Origin of the sequence: Methylocella silvestris BL2 (genome assembly GCF_000021745.1) — a bacterium.
Taxonomy (GTDB): Bacteria; Pseudomonadota; Alphaproteobacteria; order Rhizobiales; family Beijerinckiaceae; genus Methylocapsa; species Methylocapsa silvestris.
Window position 1 is genome coordinate 3,511,378 of the sequence record NC_011666.1, and the last position, 18,032, is coordinate 3,529,409.

21 protein-coding genes are annotated in these 18,032 nt (G+C 63.9%); 8 read left to right on the forward strand and 13 right to left on the reverse strand.

The window, feature by feature from the left end; genetic code table 11:
• Window positions 1-5 precede the first annotated feature (5 nt).
• The 4 genes from madM (at window position 6) to MSIL_RS16280 (ending at window position 3,131) form a co-directional block, all read left to right on the forward strand.
• Window positions 6-770 carry a malonate transporter subunit MadM gene (gene madM / locus MSIL_RS16265; protein WP_012592171.1) on the forward strand — a complete coding sequence of 255 codons (765 nt, stop codon included), beginning with the start codon at window positions 6-8 and terminating at the stop codon, window positions 768-770.
• A gap of 14 nt (window positions 771-784) precedes the next feature.
• The gene (locus tag MSIL_RS16270) at window positions 785-1,498 is read left to right on the forward strand and encodes a GntR family transcriptional regulator (RefSeq protein ID WP_012592172.1); all 714 of its coding nucleotides are present in this window, start codon (window positions 785-787) and stop codon (window positions 1,496-1,498) included.
• 146 nt (window positions 1,499-1,644) lie between these two features.
• Complete coding sequence (locus MSIL_RS21750; RefSeq protein ID WP_187148668.1) at window positions 1,645-1,788, forward strand: hypothetical protein; 144 nt, start codon at window positions 1,645-1,647, stop codon at window positions 1,786-1,788.
• 830 nt (window positions 1,789-2,618) lie between these two features.
• Window positions 2,619-3,131, forward strand: a complete 513-nt coding sequence (locus tag MSIL_RS16280) for a hypothetical protein (RefSeq protein WP_012592174.1) — start codon at window positions 2,619-2,621, stop codon at window positions 3,129-3,131.
• 223 nt (window positions 3,132-3,354) lie between these two features.
• Here the strand turns inward: MSIL_RS16280 and MSIL_RS16285 are convergent, their stop codons facing one another.
• The 5 genes from MSIL_RS16285 to MSIL_RS16305 all read right to left on the reverse strand — a co-directional run bounded on the left by MSIL_RS16285 (window position 3,355) and on the right by MSIL_RS16305 (window position 6,467).
• Complete coding sequence (locus MSIL_RS16285) at window positions 3,355-3,777, reverse strand: OsmC family protein (protein ID WP_012592175.1); 423 nt, start codon at window positions 3,775-3,777, stop codon at window positions 3,355-3,357.
• 89 nt (window positions 3,778-3,866) lie between these two features.
• Window positions 3,867-4,679, reverse strand: coding sequence for a DODA-type extradiol aromatic ring-opening family dioxygenase (locus tag MSIL_RS16290; protein WP_012592176.1), 813 nt, complete (start codon window positions 4,677-4,679; stop codon window positions 3,867-3,869).
• A 4-nt stretch (window positions 4,680-4,683) separates the two neighbouring features.
• Window positions 4,684-5,244 carry a YceI family protein gene (locus MSIL_RS16295; protein ID WP_012592177.1) on the reverse strand — a complete coding sequence of 187 codons (561 nt, stop codon included), beginning with the start codon at window positions 5,242-5,244 and terminating at the stop codon, window positions 4,684-4,686.
• Window positions 5,241-5,834 carry a cytochrome b gene (locus MSIL_RS16300; RefSeq protein ID WP_012592178.1) on the reverse strand — a complete coding sequence of 198 codons (594 nt, stop codon included), beginning with the start codon at window positions 5,832-5,834 and terminating at the stop codon, window positions 5,241-5,243. Before MSIL_RS16300 ends, MSIL_RS16295 begins: the two co-directional genes overlap by 4 nt.
• A gap of 15 nt (window positions 5,835-5,849) precedes the next feature.
• A complete protein-coding gene (locus MSIL_RS16305) occupies window positions 5,850-6,467 on the reverse strand; it encodes a YceI family protein (RefSeq protein WP_012592179.1) in 618 nt (205 codons plus the stop codon).
• Between the two features lie 114 nt (window positions 6,468-6,581).
• Here MSIL_RS16305 and MSIL_RS16310 point away from each other — a divergent pair, with 114 nt between their 5' ends.
• Together MSIL_RS16310 and MSIL_RS16315 are read left to right on the forward strand one after the other, a co-directional pair.
• Entirely contained in the window at window positions 6,582-7,505 is a 924-nt protein-coding gene (locus MSIL_RS16310; RefSeq protein ID WP_012592180.1) for a LysR family transcriptional regulator, read from the forward strand.
• Between the two features lie 121 nt (window positions 7,506-7,626).
• Window positions 7,627-9,399, forward strand: coding sequence for a bifunctional protein-serine/threonine kinase/phosphatase (locus tag MSIL_RS16315; RefSeq protein ID WP_244406159.1), 1,773 nt, complete (start codon window positions 7,627-7,629; stop codon window positions 9,397-9,399).
• Window positions 9,400-9,424: 25 nt separating this feature from the next.
• Here MSIL_RS16315 and MSIL_RS16320 read toward each other — a convergent pair whose 3' ends face one another.
• Window positions 9,425-9,880, reverse strand: a complete 456-nt coding sequence (locus MSIL_RS16320) for a universal stress protein (protein ID WP_012592182.1) — start codon at window positions 9,878-9,880, stop codon at window positions 9,425-9,427.
• A 378-nt stretch (window positions 9,881-10,258) separates the two neighbouring features.
• Here MSIL_RS16320 and MSIL_RS16330 point away from each other — a divergent pair, with 378 nt between their 5' ends.
• Window positions 10,259-10,885 (forward strand): HdeD family acid-resistance protein, encoded by a 627-nt coding sequence (locus MSIL_RS16330; RefSeq protein WP_012592183.1) that lies wholly within the window; start codon window positions 10,259-10,261, stop codon window positions 10,883-10,885.
• 39 nt (window positions 10,886-10,924) lie between these two features.
• Here the strand turns inward: MSIL_RS16330 and MSIL_RS16335 are convergent, their stop codons facing one another.
• From MSIL_RS16335 to MSIL_RS16365, 7 genes are all read right to left on the reverse strand, one after another.
• Window positions 10,925-12,793, reverse strand: a complete 1,869-nt coding sequence (locus MSIL_RS16335) for a CHASE3 domain-containing protein (RefSeq protein ID WP_012592184.1) — start codon at window positions 12,791-12,793, stop codon at window positions 10,925-10,927.
• A gap of 139 nt (window positions 12,794-12,932) precedes the next feature.
• Window positions 12,933-13,391 carry a MaoC family dehydratase gene (locus MSIL_RS16340; RefSeq protein ID WP_012592185.1) on the reverse strand — a complete coding sequence of 153 codons (459 nt, stop codon included), beginning with the start codon at window positions 13,389-13,391 and terminating at the stop codon, window positions 12,933-12,935.
• Between the two features lie 78 nt (window positions 13,392-13,469).
• Window positions 13,470-14,498: an aldo/keto reductase gene (locus MSIL_RS16345; RefSeq protein WP_012592186.1), complete on the reverse strand. Its 1,029-nt coding sequence runs from the start codon at window positions 14,496-14,498 to the stop codon at window positions 13,470-13,472.
• 152 nt (window positions 14,499-14,650) lie between these two features.
• Entirely contained in the window at window positions 14,651-15,031 is a 381-nt protein-coding gene (locus MSIL_RS16350; protein WP_012592187.1) for a tautomerase family protein, read from the reverse strand.
• Window positions 15,032-15,211: 180 nt separating this feature from the next.
• On the reverse strand, window positions 15,212-15,673 hold the full coding sequence (locus MSIL_RS16355; protein ID WP_012592188.1) for a group III truncated hemoglobin: 462 nt from the start codon (window positions 15,671-15,673) through the stop codon (window positions 15,212-15,214).
• 13 nt (window positions 15,674-15,686) lie between these two features.
• A complete protein-coding gene (locus MSIL_RS16360; RefSeq protein WP_012592189.1) occupies window positions 15,687-16,163 on the reverse strand; it encodes a membrane protein in 477 nt (158 codons plus the stop codon).
• A gap of 81 nt (window positions 16,164-16,244) precedes the next feature.
• The gene (locus MSIL_RS16365; protein ID WP_012592190.1) at window positions 16,245-17,144 is read right to left on the reverse strand and encodes a LysR family transcriptional regulator; all 900 of its coding nucleotides are present in this window, start codon (window positions 17,142-17,144) and stop codon (window positions 16,245-16,247) included.
• Between the two features lie 116 nt (window positions 17,145-17,260).
• On the opposite strand from MSIL_RS16365, the gene MSIL_RS16370 reads away from it, so the two are divergent.
• Window positions 17,261-17,962 carry a pirin family protein gene (locus MSIL_RS16370; protein ID WP_012592191.1) on the forward strand — a complete coding sequence of 234 codons (702 nt, stop codon included), beginning with the start codon at window positions 17,261-17,263 and terminating at the stop codon, window positions 17,960-17,962.
• The last annotated feature ends 70 nt before the right edge of the window (window positions 17,963-18,032 follow it).

Here is an 18,032-nt window from a genome sequence, read left to right on the forward strand (position 1 = left end):
AAACCATGTTGCACATGATCGAGCACGTCTTCACCGAGCAGAGTCTCGTCGCCGCCTTCTTCGTCATCGGCGCTGTGATGTGGATCTCCCTCATCATCTCGAAACGCCTAACCGCCGGACGCATTCACGGCTCGGCGATCGCAATTCTCATCGGTCTCGGCCTCGCCTATATCGGCGGCGTCGTCAGCGGCGGTCAGAAGGGCCTCGCCGATATCCCGGTCTTCGCCGGCATCGGCCTTCTCGGCGGCGCCATGCTGCGCGATTTCGCCATCGTCGCCACCGCCTTCGAGGTCGACGCCGTTGAGGCGCGCAAGGCCGGGCTGCTCGGCGTCGCCGCCCTCGCCATCGGCACGGTCCTGCCCTTCCTTATCGGCGCTGGCTTTGCCGTCGCCTTCGGCTACACGGATGCGGCCAGCATCACGACGATCGGCGCCGGCGCGATCACCTATATCGTCGGTCCGGTGACGGGAGCGGCGATCGGCGCGAGTTCGACCGTGATCGCTCTTTCCATCGCCACCGGGGTGTTGAAGGCGGTGATGGTGATGGTGTTCACGCCGATGCTCGCCAAAATCATCGGCCTCGACAATCCGCGGTCGGCGATGGCCTTCGGCGGCTTGATGGGAACGGTCAGCGGCGTCGCCGGCGGTCTTGCCGCAACTGACCCCAAGCTGGTTCCTTATGGCGCATTGACCGCCACCTTCCATACGGGCATCGGTTGCCTTGTCGCGCCGTCGGTCTTCTTTCTGGCGGTTCGCGCCATCACGGGATGAGGGGCAGGGGCATAATGGCCAAGGGCGTGCGCATCGGCGCTGGAACGCTGGCGTCTTTGAGAGTGGTTGGAGAGGATCCGGGACTTCTCTCCGAGCAGATCCGCAATGCGCTCACCGATGAAATCGCCTCCGGCCGTCTTCCGGCGGGGGCGGCCCTCGACGAGCAGGATCTGGCCGATCGATTTGGAGCCTCCCGCACGCCCGTGCGGGAGGCTCTTCGTCAATTGTCGGTCAGCGGCCTCGTCGAGATGCGGCCGCGGCGCGGCGTCATCGTCACCCGCCTGACGCCCGAGCAGATCATGGACATGTTCGAGACGACGGCCGAGATCGAGGCGATGTGCGTGCGTCTCGCGACCTATCGCATCACGCCGCTCGAACGCAGCCGTCTGCTGGAAATGCACGAACATTCGAAAAAGCTCGTCGAGAGGCGCGACATCGACGGCTATGACGCCTTCAACACGCGCTTCCACGAGGCCATTTATCTGGCGACCCACAATGGCTTCATGGCCGAGCAGGCGGTGGCGATCCGCGCGCGGCTGAAATCATTCCGCCGCACGCAATTGCGCCAGGCCGATCGGATCATCCGCTCTCGCGACGAGCATGACGGCATCATGAACGCGATCGCGCAGGGCGACGGCGAGGAAGCCGCCCGCCGCATGCGCGCCCATATGCTGAATGCGGCAAGCGCGCTCGGCGCCTATTTCGCCGGCCTGCCGCCGGAGGCGTGAGCCGCCGCGAATGACGCGGTTTGCATCCCCGTGGCGCGATTCGACCGTTTCCCCTCGCGCGCCCGACCGGCGGCGGCGTCATGCCGCCCCTCGCCTTTACGGCTCGCCGCAGGCATGATTCCGGCTCTTTCTCTGGAGGCGAAATCATGAAGACGGGAGATCAGGCAGGCCCCCGCGGTGGGGCGTTTTCCCCTCAGATGCGGCTCACTGACGAGGGTCTTGAACTCGGGCGCGGCGTTCTTCTCGCCAAATGGGACGATGCGGGTCTTGCGTCGGGGAAGACCGTCTGATCACGCTGCTCGCCATCGCCCGGCGTGACGATATCCCGCAAACGGCGGGTCTCGCCGTAAAGCGGGCGGCAAAACATTGGCGCTCGGGCGACAGGGCGCTCGCCGCCATTCATCTGGCGCAGATCGGCCTGCGAAAAATTGACGAAGACGACGCCGAACGTCTGGCGCTTGCGGCGGCGCTGGTTGACGCGGGTATGAGCGCGCGGGAGCTGGCGCGCGAACTCGGGCTGAACGTCCAGTCTGGGGCAAGGAAATACAGCGACGATCAACCGCGCGTGCCGGCCGGCAACGGCCGCGCCAGCGGGCAGTGGGCGTCGGGCGAGGGAGGCGCCGGCGAGGCTCCGGTTGTTGAGGGGCGGTCGGCGATCAGCGGGAGGTGGCGAGCTGTCGGCGGCGTTAACCGCGTCAAGGATCTTCCGAAGGACGCGGTCGTGGTCAAACGGCCGGACGGCTCCGCAGTGGAGGATTCCGAGTCTACAACCGGAAAGCTTATGGCCCCGCCGCGCCAATTTTCAAGAGATCTATGCCGCAGGCAAGGAGATCTCTGCCAGGCCGCTTTCAGAGCAATTCGTGTTCGGCAGAGAGGCTCTCGGCCATTTTGGAACTTACGATTTTCAACAGGACAGGGCGACGAACACTTTTTACACTCAGTATATTCAGGCATCCAACTATGCTGTCGGTGTCTACATGGCGGGGGCCGGATATAGTCTGGCTGGCGCTCACGCTATTGCTCGCGGATATGCTCTATGGAGTTCGAGCAACGGATACAGCTACAAATCGCGCGAATGGACGACTCAAAGGTGGGAGGACGCTCAGAAAGGAGTATGGCGGTGAGTTTGCCCGATACCAACGTCAAGGACGGTGACCACATTCCGACTTCCGCCGTGGATGGAAAAGATCGGCAGACATTGAGGCGGCTGGTTATCCGCATCGTCAAATGGACGATTGGCATCGTTTGCTCTTGCGCCATTTTTCTATTTTTGGGCCTATTCGCCTTGATCGGTTATCTGTCCCGAGATACGTGCGATGAGGCAATCCCTTCGCCTGTTGTTCGCAATTTGAGCGGAGATACGGCAGAGGGACAGTTCGAGGCCTGCACTTGGATTGGCACAGTCATTAACGAATCCGTCACGCTGCAGATACACCGATACCCCCGCCTTTGGCCAAGGAAAGTCCTGATCGATTTCGAATCGGTCGGATACTCAAGGGAGCCCATCCTGCGCTGGATCGACGAAAAAACCCTCAGTGTCGATCTCGGCGACGTTTCATGGGTTTCTTCGCGCATCGAGAAGGCCGGCGATATTAAGATCGTTTACAGCTACAGGGTGGTCGATAAGCCATAGGGCGGCGGCATAACATCAGCGCTCTTGCGAAACGGCGCTCGCGCCACCAATCTCGCTCAGATAGGCCTCCGCAAGATCAACCAGGACGACGCGGAACGCCGCGCGCCTGCGGCGACGCCGTTTGAGATGGGCAGGAGCGCGCTGCGGCGCTAACTCGGGGCGCCTGTCCGGCCAGGGCAAGCAGAAGACCCGGCGGGATCATGCGCCCCGATGTCGCCCGACTTCAGACTAGCGCGGCGTCGAGGGTGATCTCGGCGTTCAGGACCTTCGAGACCGGACAGCCCTGCTTCGCCTTATTGGCGAGCTCGGCGAATTTTGCGGCGTCGACGCCGGGAATTTTCGCCCGCAAGGTCAGGTGCGATTTGGTGATGGCGAAGCCTTCGCCCTGTTTTTCCAGCGTCACCTCCGCATGGGTGTCCATCTGGTCCGCCGTCAGCCCCGCCTCGCCGAGGATCAGCGAGAGCGCCATGGTGAAGCAGCCCGCGTGGGCCGCGCCAAGCAATTCTTCCGGGTTGGTGCCGGGCTGGTCCTCGAAGCGGCTCGCAACGCCATAGGGATAGGCCTTGAGCGCGCCGCTCTGTGTGGTGATCGAACCCTGGCCGTCCTTGAACCCGCCCTGCCAGGCGGCCGATGCTGTTCTTTTCATGGATTTCCTCTTCATCGCCACGCCGGCTGAGCCGGCGCCACGGTAACGTTTTCAGCCGCGCAAAGCTCCGCTCGCCAGCAATTGTTTTGCTACCCGAAGCGGTAGCCGGAAATCGGCGCGCCGAAGACATGGTCGTAATAATCGCGCACGCCTCTGTCGGCGCCGGCGGCGCCGGCGGCGACCATCAGCGGAATCAGATGGTCCTCATGCGGCTGGCTGATGCGCGCGCCCGGCGCGTTGTCCCATCCGGCCAGCGCCTGTGCGCGCGGGGCCGGGTCAAGGCCGATTGCCTCATGGAGGAAGGCGTCGAATTTTTCCGCAATCTGCAAAAGGCGCGGATCGGCGCCGTAAAAATTCTGCAAATTGTGGAAGCTCATGCCGCTGCCGATGATCAGCACGCCGTCGTCGCGCAGGGGCGCAAGGGCCTCGCCGATGGCGATGTGCGTTTTCGGATCCATCGAGTCGACGAGGGAGAGCTGCACGACCGGGATGTCCGCCTGCGGATAGAGCAGCAGCAGCGGAATGAAGACGCCGTGGTCGAAGCCGCGCTCCTTGTCCTCGCCGGCCTCGATCCCGGCCTGTTTCAGCCGCGCGACAACCTCCGCGGCGAGCCTAGGGTCGCCCGGCGCCGGATAGCGCAGCTCATAAGTGTGTTTCGGGAAGCCTTGATAGTCATAGATCAACGGCGGATTGGCGCCTGCCGTCACGGTCGGGCGCTTCTCAAGCCAATGGCCGGAGATAATCAGGATCGCGCGCGGGCGGGCGCCGGCCGCAGCCGAAATCCCGCGCAGATAGGCTTCCATTTTCTTCCAGGCGTCGGGGGCTTTCGGCGGCGGGTCCATGAAAAAGCAGGGACCGCCGCCATGCGGAATGAACCAGACCGGCAGACGATTGGCGCTCATGTTTTCAGTCTCCTGCTTTCGTCGCCTTGAGGTCGACGTCGACGCCGACCTCAAGCGCCACCCATTGTCCGGACGTCCAGGCGCCCTGACCGACGCCGAAGTCGGTGCGGATCAGGTCAAGGCGCCCCTTCGCCGTCGCGGCGTCGCCGTCGATTGTCAAGGTGAAGGGCAGTACGACATCCTTGGACACGCCCCGGATGGTGAGCCTGCCCGGCGCATCATAGGCTCCGGCGCCCTTGGCGATGAAGCGGGTCGTCTCGAAAATCGCCTCTGGATATATTTTGGCGGCGAACCATTCAGGTTCGGGAAGCGCGCGGTCGCGCTGCCCGTCGCCTGTGCTTGCGCTCGCAAGATCGATCGTCACCTTGGCGTGGCTGGATTCCGGATGGGCCGGATCGAAGGCGATCTCGGCGCTCCACTTGCCGAAGCTGCCCTGGAAGGGAACGCCCGTCTGCATGCCGGAAAAGCCGATCCGGCTTTTATGCGGATCGGCGATCCAATTCGCCGCATGGGCAGGCTCCAGCGTCAAAGCAGCCAGCGCGATCGCTAGTTTCAGGACTCTCATGAGTTCGATTTCTCGACATTGCGCAACGCCGGCAGCATGCGCGCCAGGACGCCGTCGCGGAGCACGAAATGATGGCGCAGCGCCGCCGCCGCGTGAACCGCGACCAGCGCGAACAGCGCATAGACGGCGAGATGATGCGCGAGCTTCAGAGCTGCTTCAACGGGCGCCTTGTTTTCGATCTCAGTGAAAAAAGGCAGATGCGGCCAGGGGAGGACGCCAAACAGCACGGTCGGAATGTTGTAGGGCGAGGCCGAGACCACCGCCCAGCCGGTCAGCGGCGCAAGCAGCATCGCGGCGTAAAGGCCGATATGGGCGGCCTTGGCGACGCGCCGTTCGGCCTCCGGTATAGCGGCCGAAAGCGGCGGCGGCCTATGCGAGAGCCGCCATAAGATGCGCAGCAGGATAGCGAGCAGCACCGTGACGCCGATCGACTTGTGCAGCTGATAGAGTTGAAACTGCTGCAGCGTCGAAAGCGTCAGCCGCGTCATCGAAAAGCCGATGACGCCAAGGGCGACGACGCCAAGCGCGATCAGCCAGTGCAGGGCGATGGCGACGCCGTCATATCCTGGCTCAAAACGCGCGCCGCTCATGGCCGATTTGCCCGCCTATTCCTTGCGCTCAAAGCCGGCGCTGATGATGAGGCCGACCTCGTCGCCGATCAGCGGCACATATTTGGTGACGCCGAAATCGCTGCGCTTGATCGAACCCGTGGCGTCGAAGCCGACCGTATATTTCTTGTTCAGCGGATTGGGCCCGGCGGCGTTGTAGGTGACGGCGAGCGTCACCGGCTTCGTCACGCCATGGAAGGTGAGGTCGCCAGTGAGTTGACCGGAGCCGGCCCCCGTGACGACGAGCTTGGTCGATTTGAAGGCGATGTCGGGATATTTGGCGACGTCGAACCAATCGTCGGCTTTCAGTTCTCCGTCGAGCTTGGCGTTGGTGGTCGAAATGGTCTTGGCCGGAATATGGATCGCCACTGCGCTTTTTTCCGGCGCCTTGGGGTCAAGCGTCAACTGCCCGGTCACGTCGGTGAATTCGCCGTACCAATTGGTGAAGCCCATATGGGAGACCTTGAAAAGGACGCGCGTATGGGTCGGATCGACGGCATAGCTTCCGGCTTCAACCGCGGCGGGGGCCGTCTGGGCTTTGGCCGGAGCGCTGAGGAAAGGCGCGGCGAGAAGGGCCGCCAGCAGGGCCGCCTTGGACGGAATTTTGTTCAACATGCGAGGCTCGCTTCCTGAATTTCGGGGCGCATGGCCCGGTTGGGCGATCAATAGCGCGTTTCTTTCGCAGGAAAACTGATAAAGATTTGATCGACTCTATCGAAACATTCGATCATGCCCGCGCTAACCCCTTCCTATGACCAATTGCAGGTCTTTCTCGCCGTCGTCGACGAAGGCAGTTTTTCGGCCGCCGCGCGGAGTTTGAAAAGAGCGCAATCGGCCGTCACCTACGCGATCCAGAAGCTGGAAGAACAGCTCGACGTGCGGCTGTTCGACCGCGCGGCCTACCGGCCCGCGCTTACCGAAGCCGGACGCGCCTTGCTGCCGCGCGCACGGCTGGTCGCGGACGAGATGCAGGCGCTGCGCAGCCACGCCGACGCGATCGCCGCCGGCGCGGAGCCGGAGCTCCGGCTTGTCGTCGACGCCATGTTCCCGATGGACAGGCTGGTCGAGGCGCTGCGTCTTGTCAGCGCGCGCTTTCCCTTTTCGCCGCCGCGCATCTATGTCGACTCGATGGGAGCGGCCGCCGAGCTCGTGCTGAACGGCGTCTGCGCCATTGGCCTCCTGCTCGAATTCAGCAGCAGCTTCGAGCAGCTCCAACGCGACAAGCTCATAGACATCGCGATGATCCCGGTGGCGGCGCCAATCCATCCGCTCGGCGGCGCGGAAAGCCCGGTGTCGATCGAGGAGCTGCGCCCGCATGTGCAGCTGGTTTTATCCGATCGGTCCGGCCTCTCCGGCGACCGCGATTATGGGGTGTATTCGACGCGGACCTGGCGCATCGCCGACCTTGGCGCGAAGCACGCCATGCTCAAGGCCGGGCTTGGCTGGGGCAGCCTGCCGGCGCATCTTGTCGCGGAGGATCTAGCCAATGGGCGCTTGCGGCGCATCCAGATTCTGGATGAGGCGGGCTTAAGCGAAGCGGTGCGACTGCCGCTCTGCTCCGCGTTTCGCCGCGATCGTCCGCCGGGGCCGGCAGGCCGGCATTTGCTTGCCCATCTGTCAGTGGCGTCCGCGGCGGCCGCGATGGAAGGTTGAAGGATCAAGGCTTCAACGGCGGTCGGCGTCCAGGAACTCCCGCTTGATCATTACGCCTCTCATGTCTCTATAATGAAATCAGTCCGCCAGATTCCGGGCGCTTCCCCTTATCGGAAAAGCAATGACTATGCCGCCGGATCTCTCCAGCCGTGTCCTTGCCGCTGCGCAGAAAACGCCTGTGACCACGATGGGCGAGGGCGATAGGCTCGAGATCGAATTCGGTCTTTGCTCGCGCATCGGAAAACGAGAGCGCAACGAGGATTATGCGGGCGTCTATCTCGGCGCTCCCGAGGAGCGGGCGACGCTTGGAATTGTCGCCGCGCTCGCCGACGGCATGGGCGGCGCCAAGGGCGGCCGCGTCGCCGCCGAACTTGCCGTGCGCAGCTTTATCGACGGCTATGTCAGCGAAGCTGCGTTGCGCGGCGTCCGGGTCGCCGGAGCCCGGAGCCTCGAGGCGATCAACCGCTGGGCCCATGCGATCGGCCGCGCCGACGCCGCCCTGCAGGATATGGGATCGACCTTCACCGGTCTGATCCTGCAAGGTCGCCAGGCGCATGTGCTGCATGTCGGCGATTCGCGCCTCTACCGGCTGCGCGACGGCAGGCTGACGCTGCTCACCAATGATCACACGTTGCGGGGCGCCGGCCGCAACCACATTCTGACGCGGGCGATCGGCCCCTCTCCCGCGCTGCAGATCGATTATCTCAAAGAAGAAGCGCGCACGCATGACCGCTATCTCATCTGCAGCGACGGCGTTCATGGCGTGCTGCCGGACCGCGCCCTCGCGGAAGAGCTGGCGCGCCGGACCTCGCCCGAGGAAACCGCGTCGCACATAGTCGACGCCGCGACCGACGCGCGCAGCGCCGACAATATGACGGCGATCGTACTCGACGTGCTGGGCCTTCCCGTCGCCAATCTGGCCGATCTCCAGCGCACGGCCGCCGCCCTGCCAATCATCGCGACTCCGTCGGCCGGCGAGCGCGTGGATGATTATTCTCTAAGCGCCATTCTCGCGGACGGACCCTATAGCCGCGTGTTTCGCGGCCTCGACGAGACCACCGGCCAGCAGGTCGTGGTCAAATTGCCGAAACCCTCGGTTGCGGGCGATGCCGTGTTGCGCCAGGCGTTCTTGCGGGAAAGCTGGATCACCACGCGGATCCGCAGCCCTTTCGTCGGCGAATGTATCGACGTGCCGCCGAGTCGGCGCTCTTGCCTTTATACGGTGATGCCGTTTTACGAAGGCGAAACGCTGGAGCGGCGCCTTGGCCGGGCGCCGACCATCCGGATCGCCTCCGGCCTTCAAATCGCGATCCGGCTGGCGCGGGGCGTCGCGGCGCTGCACCGCGCCGGCGTCATTCATCGCGATATCAAACCCGACAATGTGATCCTGCAAAGCGAGGGCGGGCTGAAGCTCGTCGATCTCGGCGTCGCCCGCCTGCCGCAGCTTGAGGACGTCGCCAAGGCGGCGGCGCCAGGCACGCCGAGCTTCATGGCGCCGGAGCTGTTCGAGGGCGCGCCGGGAGACGAACTCTCCGATCAATTCGCGCTGGGCGTGACGATCTTCCGGATGTTCACAGGCGCCTATCCCTATGGCGAGATCGAGCCATTCTCGCGCCCGCGCTTTGGCCGTCCGGTTTCGCTGTCGAAGCTGCGGCCCGATCTGCCCGCCTGGATCGACCGTGCGCTGTCGCGCGCATTTGCGGTCAAGCGGGAAGATCGCTTTAACGATGTGCTCGAGCTCATTTATGAGTTCGAGCACGGCGCCGACCGGGCCAGTCCCGCCGACGATGTCCGGCTGCCGCTTTACGAGCGCAATCCGCTGATGTTCTGGAAAGCCGTCGCGGCGCTGCTCGCCCTCGCGCTTCTCGCGACGCTAGCCGCGCCGCATCGTTGAGGCGGCAAGCCTCTCCGCAAGCCGCTCAGCGATGCACCAGGACGGGGATCTTGCAATGCGTCAACACCTTGGCTGTCTCGCTGCCGAGGATCAGCGCCGAAATGCCCTTGCGTCCATGCGAGGACATAATGATGAGATCGGCGCCCTTGTCCGAGGCGGTCGAAATGATGGCCTCATAGGGGCGGTCGTTTTCGACTTGCACGGTTTCCACGGCGACGCCGGCCGCCTTGGCGATCGCCGCGGCGGCGTCGAGGGTCTTCTGCGCCAGCTCGGTCAGCCGCGCCGTATAATCGGCGGGCGTATCCTCGATCATGGCGGCTTCGGCCGAAAAGACCTGGAACGGCAGGGTGACCATCAGGAAGGTCACCTTCGCGCCGATCTTCTGAGCGAGTTCGACGCCGTGGATCACCGCCTTTCCGGCAAGCTCGGAGCCGTCGGTCGGGATGAGAATATTGGTGTACACGCGTTCCTCCTCGATCATCTTTGATTAAAGCCTTGCGGCGTGCGTCGCCTGATCGGCTTATCCTCGATACATGGCCTAAGCGTTGAGGTTGATCAATGCGGGAACGGGCGCGCCGGTCAGCATGAGGCAAGGCTCGGGCGATATTTTGCCGAAACGGGGTTGGCGGCCGGGCGGAGCGCCGGAGAGCGCCGAGCGTTTCGTCTGGATCGGCGGGCGAGGCGCGGACCCGTCCGGGGCAAGGTTGCTTCGCCGCAGCATTATGAAATCATGGCGACCACTTGGCGTCGTCAAAATGCGATAAAGGCGTCGATTGAGATGATTGGACGTTACGGCCTGAAGGTCCGATGATCCAGTCGCGTCAAGCGCCAGCGGCGCCGCCAAACATAAGGAACAGCCATGAGCAACAATCCCGCAACCAATTCGCCGACCCCCATCCCGCCCGATCCGCTGGCGCCAGGGAGCCGACTACTCGCCGGCTCGCTCGGCCGCGCCATGGGAGCGCATTGGAAGCTGATCCTCGCCGAAGGAATCCTGCTTCTCGTGCTCGGCGTTCTCGCCGTGATGACGCCCTTTGTCGCCGGAGTCGCCACCGCGCTGTTCCTCGGCTGGCTGTTTCTCTTCTCCGGCGTCGCCGGCCTCATCTTCACCTATCAGTCACGCGGCGATCCGGGCTTCTGGTGGGCGCTGCTGTCGTCCGCCGTCGCGGTTCTGGCCGGTCTTGCCCTTTTGGCGAATCCGGTTGGCGGCCTGTTTTCCCTGACCTTCGTTCTGATCGCCTATTTCATCGTCGACGGCGTCGTGACCATCATGCTTGGCCTCGAGCAGCGCCGCCATTTGTCGGGCGGCTGGCAATGGGTGGTCTTCAGCGGCGTGGTCGATCTGATCCTCGCCGCGCTGGTGATCTCCGGCCTGCCGGGCTCGTTCCTTTGGGCGGTCGGCCTGCTCGTCGGCATCGACCTCGCCTTCGCCGGCGCCTCGATCATCAGCATCGCTTTGGCGGCGCGAAAGGCGGCCAGCGCGTAACGCGACAAGCCGCCTCTGGCTCCGGGTTGAGAACCCGATTCATCCGGCGCGGGAAAGCGCAGCGGCCACCTTGCGCGCGAGCTGTTCCAGCGTGAAGGGCTTGGCGAGAAAATTGACGTCGCGATCAAGCACGCCGTTATGAATGACGGCGTTGCGGCTGAAGCCCGTCGTATAGACGACTTTAAGACCGGGCCGCGCCTTGAGCGCGGCCTCGGCGAGCTGGCGTCCGTTCATGTCGGGCATCACCACATCGGTGAACAAGAGATCAATGTCCGCCCGCTCGGCGATGATTTGCAGCGCCATCTTCGGGCCATCGGCCTGAAGCACGCTGTAGCCGAGGTCGCGGAAGGCCTCGGCGGTCAGGCGCTGCATGCGTTCGTCGTCCTCGACCACGAGGACGACGATGTCCGGGGTTCCGGTCGGGATCGGCGCCGCAGACGCGGCCGGCGTGCGGACCGGTTCGAGATCGTCGCCGAAGAAGCGCGGCAGGTAGATTTTCATCGAGGTGCCCTGGCCGATCTCCGAGTAGATCTTGATATGGCCGCCGGATTGCTTGACGAAACCGAACACCTGGCTAAGGCCGAGGCCCGTGCCCTTGCCGGGGCCTTTGGTCGTGAAGAACGGGTCGAACGCCTTGGCGGCGGTCTCGGGCGTCATGCCGGTTCCGGTGTCGCTCACACTGACCAGAACATATTGGCCGTCCGGCACGCCGACGTGGCGCGCCGCGTAATCCTCGTCGAGACTGGCGTTGCCCGTCTCGATCGTGAGCCTGCCGCCGTTCGGCATGGCGTCGCGGCCGTTGACCGCCAGATTGAGGATCGCGCTTTCAAGCTCGCTCGGGTCGGCGAAGGTGCGCCACAGGCCGCCGGCGAGAACGGTCTCGACCTTGATCGTCTCGCCGAGCGTCCGGCGCAGGAGGTCCGACATGCCGCCGACGAAGGCGTTGCAATCGACCGGCTGCGGGGCGAGCGGCTGCTGGCGCGCGAAGGCGAGCAGGCGATGGGTCAGCGTGGCGGCGCGCTGGGCGCCATCGAGAGCGCCATCGACGAACTTCATAAAATCCGTGTCGCCGCGCTCGACGCGCCGCTTGAGAAGATTGAGGCTGCTGATCACTACGGCCAGCATATTGTTGAAATCATGCGCGATGCCGCCGGTCAGCTGGCCGATCGCATCGAGCTTTTGCGACTGACGCAGCTGATGCTCCAGCCGCTCTTTCTGCGCCATCTCATCCTGAATTTTTCGATTGGCGAGCTGTAGCGCCGCATTGGCGTCGTCGGCGGCGGCAAATTGTTTCTGGCTGTCGCGAATCGTCAGCGCGCCGAGCAGGATCGAAAGCAGGAGGGCGAGGATTATCCCCGAACGGACGAGATGGGCCGTCCGCAAAATATAGGCCTGCCGCTCGGCCAGCACTTGCTGCTCGGAGGCGTCGATGGACCGGACGATTTCGCGAGCGCGATCCATCAGCTTCTTACCCTCGTCGGTCTGGACGAGCGCCGCCGCCGCGTCGCTTTTTGCCTCCCGCACGAGATCGATGGTCTTGCGCAATTCCGCGAGTTTCGCCTTCGCGACCTCGTCCAGCGCGGCCAGCGGCTGGCGCAGCCGGTCATCGTCGCGATTATTCTCGCGGAGCGCATCCATTTCGCCGCCGATCTCGCGCACGGCTCTGTCGTATGGATCGAGATAGCTCTGCTTTTGCGTGAGAAGAAAACCGCGCTGGCCCGTCTCGGCGTCCTGAAGCAGCGAAAACAGACGCGCGACACGCAGTTCGAGCGCGAGAGAGCGCTGCAGATTGGCCTGATCTTCCTGCAGCCGCGCCACGAGGAACAGGGTGGCGCCGATAATTCCCACGAGCAGAATGAGTACGACGGAAAGCGAAACGATCGAGCGTTTCCGCAAGAAAATCGGCATGGATATCTCTTGGACGCGACCTCTCGGGGCCTACGCGAGAGGATCGTCCCGAAAGCAGGAGGCGGCTCTGACGATAGCCGCCGACGCCGCGGGTCACAAGCTGAGCTTTTGCGCCCTCGATTAATGTCGCAGCGCGGCCTTACGCCGGCCGGCGCGGCACGACGAGCTTGGCTGTCATATCCTGCACCACTTCGCCGCGCTGGTTGCGCGTCCAGCTGCGGATCGTCACAATGCCGCGATCGGGCTTTGAGCGCGACGGCGCAATGTCGAGGATCTCACTCTCGACTTCGAGGCGGTCGCCCGGCCGCACGGGCAGCGGCCAGCGCAATTCGCCGCCAGCGCCGATGACTCCGCCTGCGATCGGAGCGCCGCCCTGCACGAGAAGCTTCATGGTGATCGCCGCCGTATGCCAGCCGCTGGCCGCAAGTCCGCCGAACAGCGATGCTTTCGCCGCTTCCTCGTCGAGGTGAAAGGGCTGCGGATCGAACTGCGCGGCAAACGCCTTGATTTCGCTCGCCTCGATCTCGCAGCTTCCACTCAGGAAGCGTTGCCCGACTTTGAGATCGTCAAGAAACAGATGGTCGCCATCGCTTTGCATGGAAAATCTCCGTCATATGACGATAGAAATGCAACTCGCGTCTCATGGCCGTCTTCTATGACGAAGTCGCGTCCGGGGTCAGACCGGCAGAGGATTGCGCTCCACAAAGGTGCCGCGCTGGTGCCAATAGGGATAGGCGGGCTCGCGCTGGCTTGCCGCGTCGAGCTTTGCGATCTGCTCCGCGGCAAGGGACCAGCCGACCGCCCCCAGATTTTGCTTCAGCTGCTCCTCGTCGCGCGCGCCGATGATGACGCTCGACACGGTCGGACGCTGCAACAGCCAGTTGAGCGCGATCTGCGGAACCGACTTGCCGGTTTCCTTGGCGATCTCATCGAGGGCGTCGACGACGTCGTAGAGATAATCGTCCTCCACCTGCGGCCCGATGTCCTTGGTCTTGTGCAGCCGACTGACCTCGGGCAGCGGCTGCCCGCGCCTGATCTTGCCGGTGAGCCGGCCCCAGCCAAGAGGGCTCCAGACCATCGCGCCGACGCCTTCGTCAAGCCCGAGCGGCATCAGCTCCCATTCATAGTCGCGCCCGACCAGCGAATAATAAGCCTGATTCGCGATGTAGCGTGGCAGATTATAGCGGTCTGCTGTGGCGAGCGACTTCATCAGATGCCAGCCCGAAAAGTTCGAGCAGCCGATGTAGCGAATTTTTCCCGCGCGGATCAGATCGTCGAGCGCCGACAGCGTCTCCTCGACGGGAGTCATGGCGTCGAAGGCATGCAGCTGAAAGAGATCGATATGGTCGGTCTGCAGGCGCTTTAGAGCGGCTTCGACGGCCTCGATCAAATGGAAGCGCGACGAGCCGACCTCGTTCGGGCCGGGGCCGGAGCGAAAGGTCGCTTTGGTCGAGATCAGGACCTGATTGCGGCGGCCCTTGATGGCCTCGCCGAGCACCTGTTCGGCAACGCCCGACGAGTAGATGTCGGCGCTGTCGAACATCGTCAGCCCCGCGTCGAGACAGATATCGACGAGCCGGCTCGCCTCCTTGACGTCGGTCGCGCCCCAGGCGGCGAAGAGCTCGCCCTTGCCGCCGAAAGTGCCGGTGCCGAAGCTGAGAACCGGCACGCTAAAGCCGGATCGTCCAAGACGCCTGTAGTCCATCGCGGACCTCCTTTAAGATTTATCTGTCCGGGGGCCCTGCGCCGCCCGGCGGGGGTCTTCGCGTCTTTTGATGACGCGTCTCATCTGGGATTTTACGCCCGCGGGCCGGGGCGCGCGCTGCAATTTTCTGCGATCTCTCAAGGCGGACTAGCTCAGGCGTATTGCGCCTCGCCATTGCCGAACGACCAGTTTTCCTTGACGACCTCGATCAGGCTGATGAACACATCTTCGCGGCGTATTTCGAGCCGTTCATGCAAGCCGTCGGCGACGGCCTTGTAGAAGGCGCGCTTCAATTCGACCGTGCGTCCGGCGTTGAGCGTCACCTGTATGACGATGACGTCATCCGTTCGCTCAATGCCCAGATAAGTGCGGTCGATGATGAAGTCGTTGTCGGCATGCTCGGCGATGATCTGGAAGCGATCATTGGCCGGCACGTTGAGCGTTGCGACCATCGCGTCATAGATAACCTCGCCGATCGTATGGCGATAATGTTCGGTCTTGCCGCGGGCAAGATCGATTCGAACGAGCGGCATGGCGGACCCTCCGATGTTGCATCAGCCGTCCGCCCGGAGCGCGCCTCCGGAATGCGGCAGGCCTCCCTCGATGGCCCTGCGTCGGGGCCTCGGTTGAGCGCATGATCGATTCCGTTCAGGGGAATCCGTCATGCTCTAAGGCGCCTTGCCCCGGAAGTCGAGGGACCGGCGCGGAGGACTTCAGGCGATCCGCTTGTAGCGCTCGCCCTTGCCGAGGAGGGCGCCGTTGGAGACGGCGACGCCGAGTTCGAGGCTTTCGGCGACCCGCCGCGCCCGATCGACGAATATCGCGGCCGCGTCCGGCGGGCAGACGTCGCGCGCGGTTTGCTCGAAGAGTAAGAGCCAGCGGTCGAAATGCGCTCCGTCGATCGGCAAGGGCGCATGCAGCCGCATCGGCTGGCCGTGATAGGCGCCGGTCATCAAGATCAGGGAGGACCAGAATGCGAACATTTTTTGCAGATGCGGCTCCCAATCGTCGATCCGCGCAGCGAAGATGGGTCCGATCAATTCATCGTCGCGCACGCGCGCATAGAAGGCGCGGATCAGCGTCTCGATCATCTCCTCGTCGACGCCAGTCTCGACGCGGAGCCGCGCGACAATTTGCGCGCGGCGCGCGGCGGGGTCTTCGATGTCGTTCATCATATGATATCCCGTTTCAAAACAGGCTCCAGCCTTGTGCGCCCGCGACCGCGCCAAAGATCGTCACGAGGCTCAGCGCGAGCAGGACGATATGGCCGCGTTGCAAAGCCTTCAACGCGGCGTCCGGGTCCCTGCGGCCCCAATTATGGAAGATGCGATGCAGAAACAGCGGCTCCGCGATGAACAGCAGAAAGGCAAAGACGAGCCACACGAAGATCATGGCGTGCATCCACCAGAATTCGCCTTGTGAAAATCGCGACCAGAGATCGAGGCGGTGGACCATGTAGAGGCCGCTGAGGCCGGCGAGAAGCACGGCGATGCGCGCAATGGAGGCAAAGCGACGCTCGATCGCCTCAAAGGCTTTGAGCCGGTCGGGACCAAGCTCGCGGTTGCGCGCGGCCGGCAGGATCGAGAAGGTGATCATGGCGACCCCGCCGATCCAGATGACGATCGATAGAACATGGATTGCCCGCGCGGCTATGACGTCGTTCATCAAAATTTCCGATTTTGCTCTCAGCGCCAGCATGAGCGCTCGCGGCGGTTCCATCAATGCGCGGGCGCAAAGCGTGGCGCTTCATCGGCGCGAAAGTCGTTCAGCGAGAAAATCGCCCAAAAGTTCGACGCGGGCCGGGCGTGGACCGCCGGGCGGCGTCACCAGAAACAGGCTTCCCTGCGGCGTCAGCCAATTGGCCAGCACCCGCTCGAGCCGTCCATCGGCGAGAGCCTCCTTGACGATGAATTCCGGCAGATCGCCGACGCCAAGGCCTGCGATCAGGGCGGGCATCAGCGCGTCGCCATTGTTGGCGCGAAGCTGCCCCTTCGGCCGGACCGAGGCCTCCTCACCTTTTTGATTTTTGAAGCGCCAGACGTCGGGGGCGGCGAGATAGGTGTAGCCGAGGCAGACATGGTCGGACAAATGCGCCGGGTGCGTCGGCCGTCCATGGCGCTCGAGATAGGACGGCGCTGCGACCGTATAGCGCGGCGTGGCGCAGAGGCGCCGCGCGACAAGCGAGGAATCCGGCAATAGGCCCACCCGCAAGGCGGCGTCAAAGCCTTCTCCAATGAGATCGACAAGGGCGTCGTTGAGATGGAGATCGATCGAGACGTCGGGGTAGCGCGTCAGAAAGTCGGGCAGGATCGGCGCGACCTCGCGCAGGCCGAAGGACATCGGCGCCGCCAGCCGCACGAGGCCGCGCGGGGTCGAGGATTGCGCGATGAGAGCGGTCTCCGCCGCCTCCGCGTCGGCGACGAGCTGGCGCGCCCGGTCGGTGAGTTCGCGCCCGGCGTCGGTCAAGGCCAGCCGGCGCGAGGTACGGTTGAACAGCCGCGCGCCGAGCCGGCGTTCAAGCCGGGTCAGCGCCTTTGAGACGGTTGGCGAGGACAGGCCCAGCTCGGCCGCGGCGCCCGCGATCGAGCGCATCTCGACGACCTTGGCGAAGACGGCGAGGCCTTCAAAATCGGGTAGCTTCGACATAAGATTTAGAAATCATGCCTTTCGAGACTTTCTGTTTTTTATTCTAACCGACGCTTTATCTTTTGCCCAGCAGCCGAGCGCGAGGCGCTCGCAAAATCTCTCAACCGAGAACGCAAATGATCGAACGCAGAAGTTTCAAGGGACTGGGCGGCGCAGATCATGGCTGGCTGAAGGCCAAGCATCATTTCTCCTTCGCCAGCTATTATGATCCGGACCGCATGGGCGTCGGCGCCCTGCGCGTGTGGAACGACGACGAGATCGCCCCCAACACGGGCTTTCCGCCGCATCCGCACAAGGACATGGAGATCATCACCTATGTCCGCGAGGGCGCGATCACCCACAAGGACAATTACGGCAATCAGGGCCGCACCGAGGCCGGCGACGTGCAGGTGATGAGCGCCGGAACGGGCATCCGCCACTCGGAATATAACCTCGAGCCGAAGGCGACGCGGATCTTCCAGATCTGGATCGAGCCGACGCGCAGCGGCGGTTCGCCTGCCTGGGGCGCAAAGCCTTTCCCGAAGGCCGAGCGCGACGGACGCCTCGTGCCGCTCGCCAGCGGCTTTGAGAGCGACGCCGACGCGCTGCCGATCCGCGCCGACGCCCGCGTCCTTGGCGCGACGCTGAAGGCCGGGGAGAGCGTCACTTATGAGCTTGGCGCCAGCCGCAAGGGCTATCTCGTGCCGGCCAAAGGCGCGGTCGAGGTCAATGGCGTGAAGCTCGAGGCGCGCGACGGCGGCGCGATCGAGAACGAGGACAGGCTGACGATCACTGCGATCGAGGATTCCGAGGTGGTGATGGTCGACGCCGCCGCCTAAAACGGGCGCCGGGCGGCCAAGCGCGGCGGCCCGGGCCAGTCTTTTCGCAACGTCCAAACAGAGCTTTTAA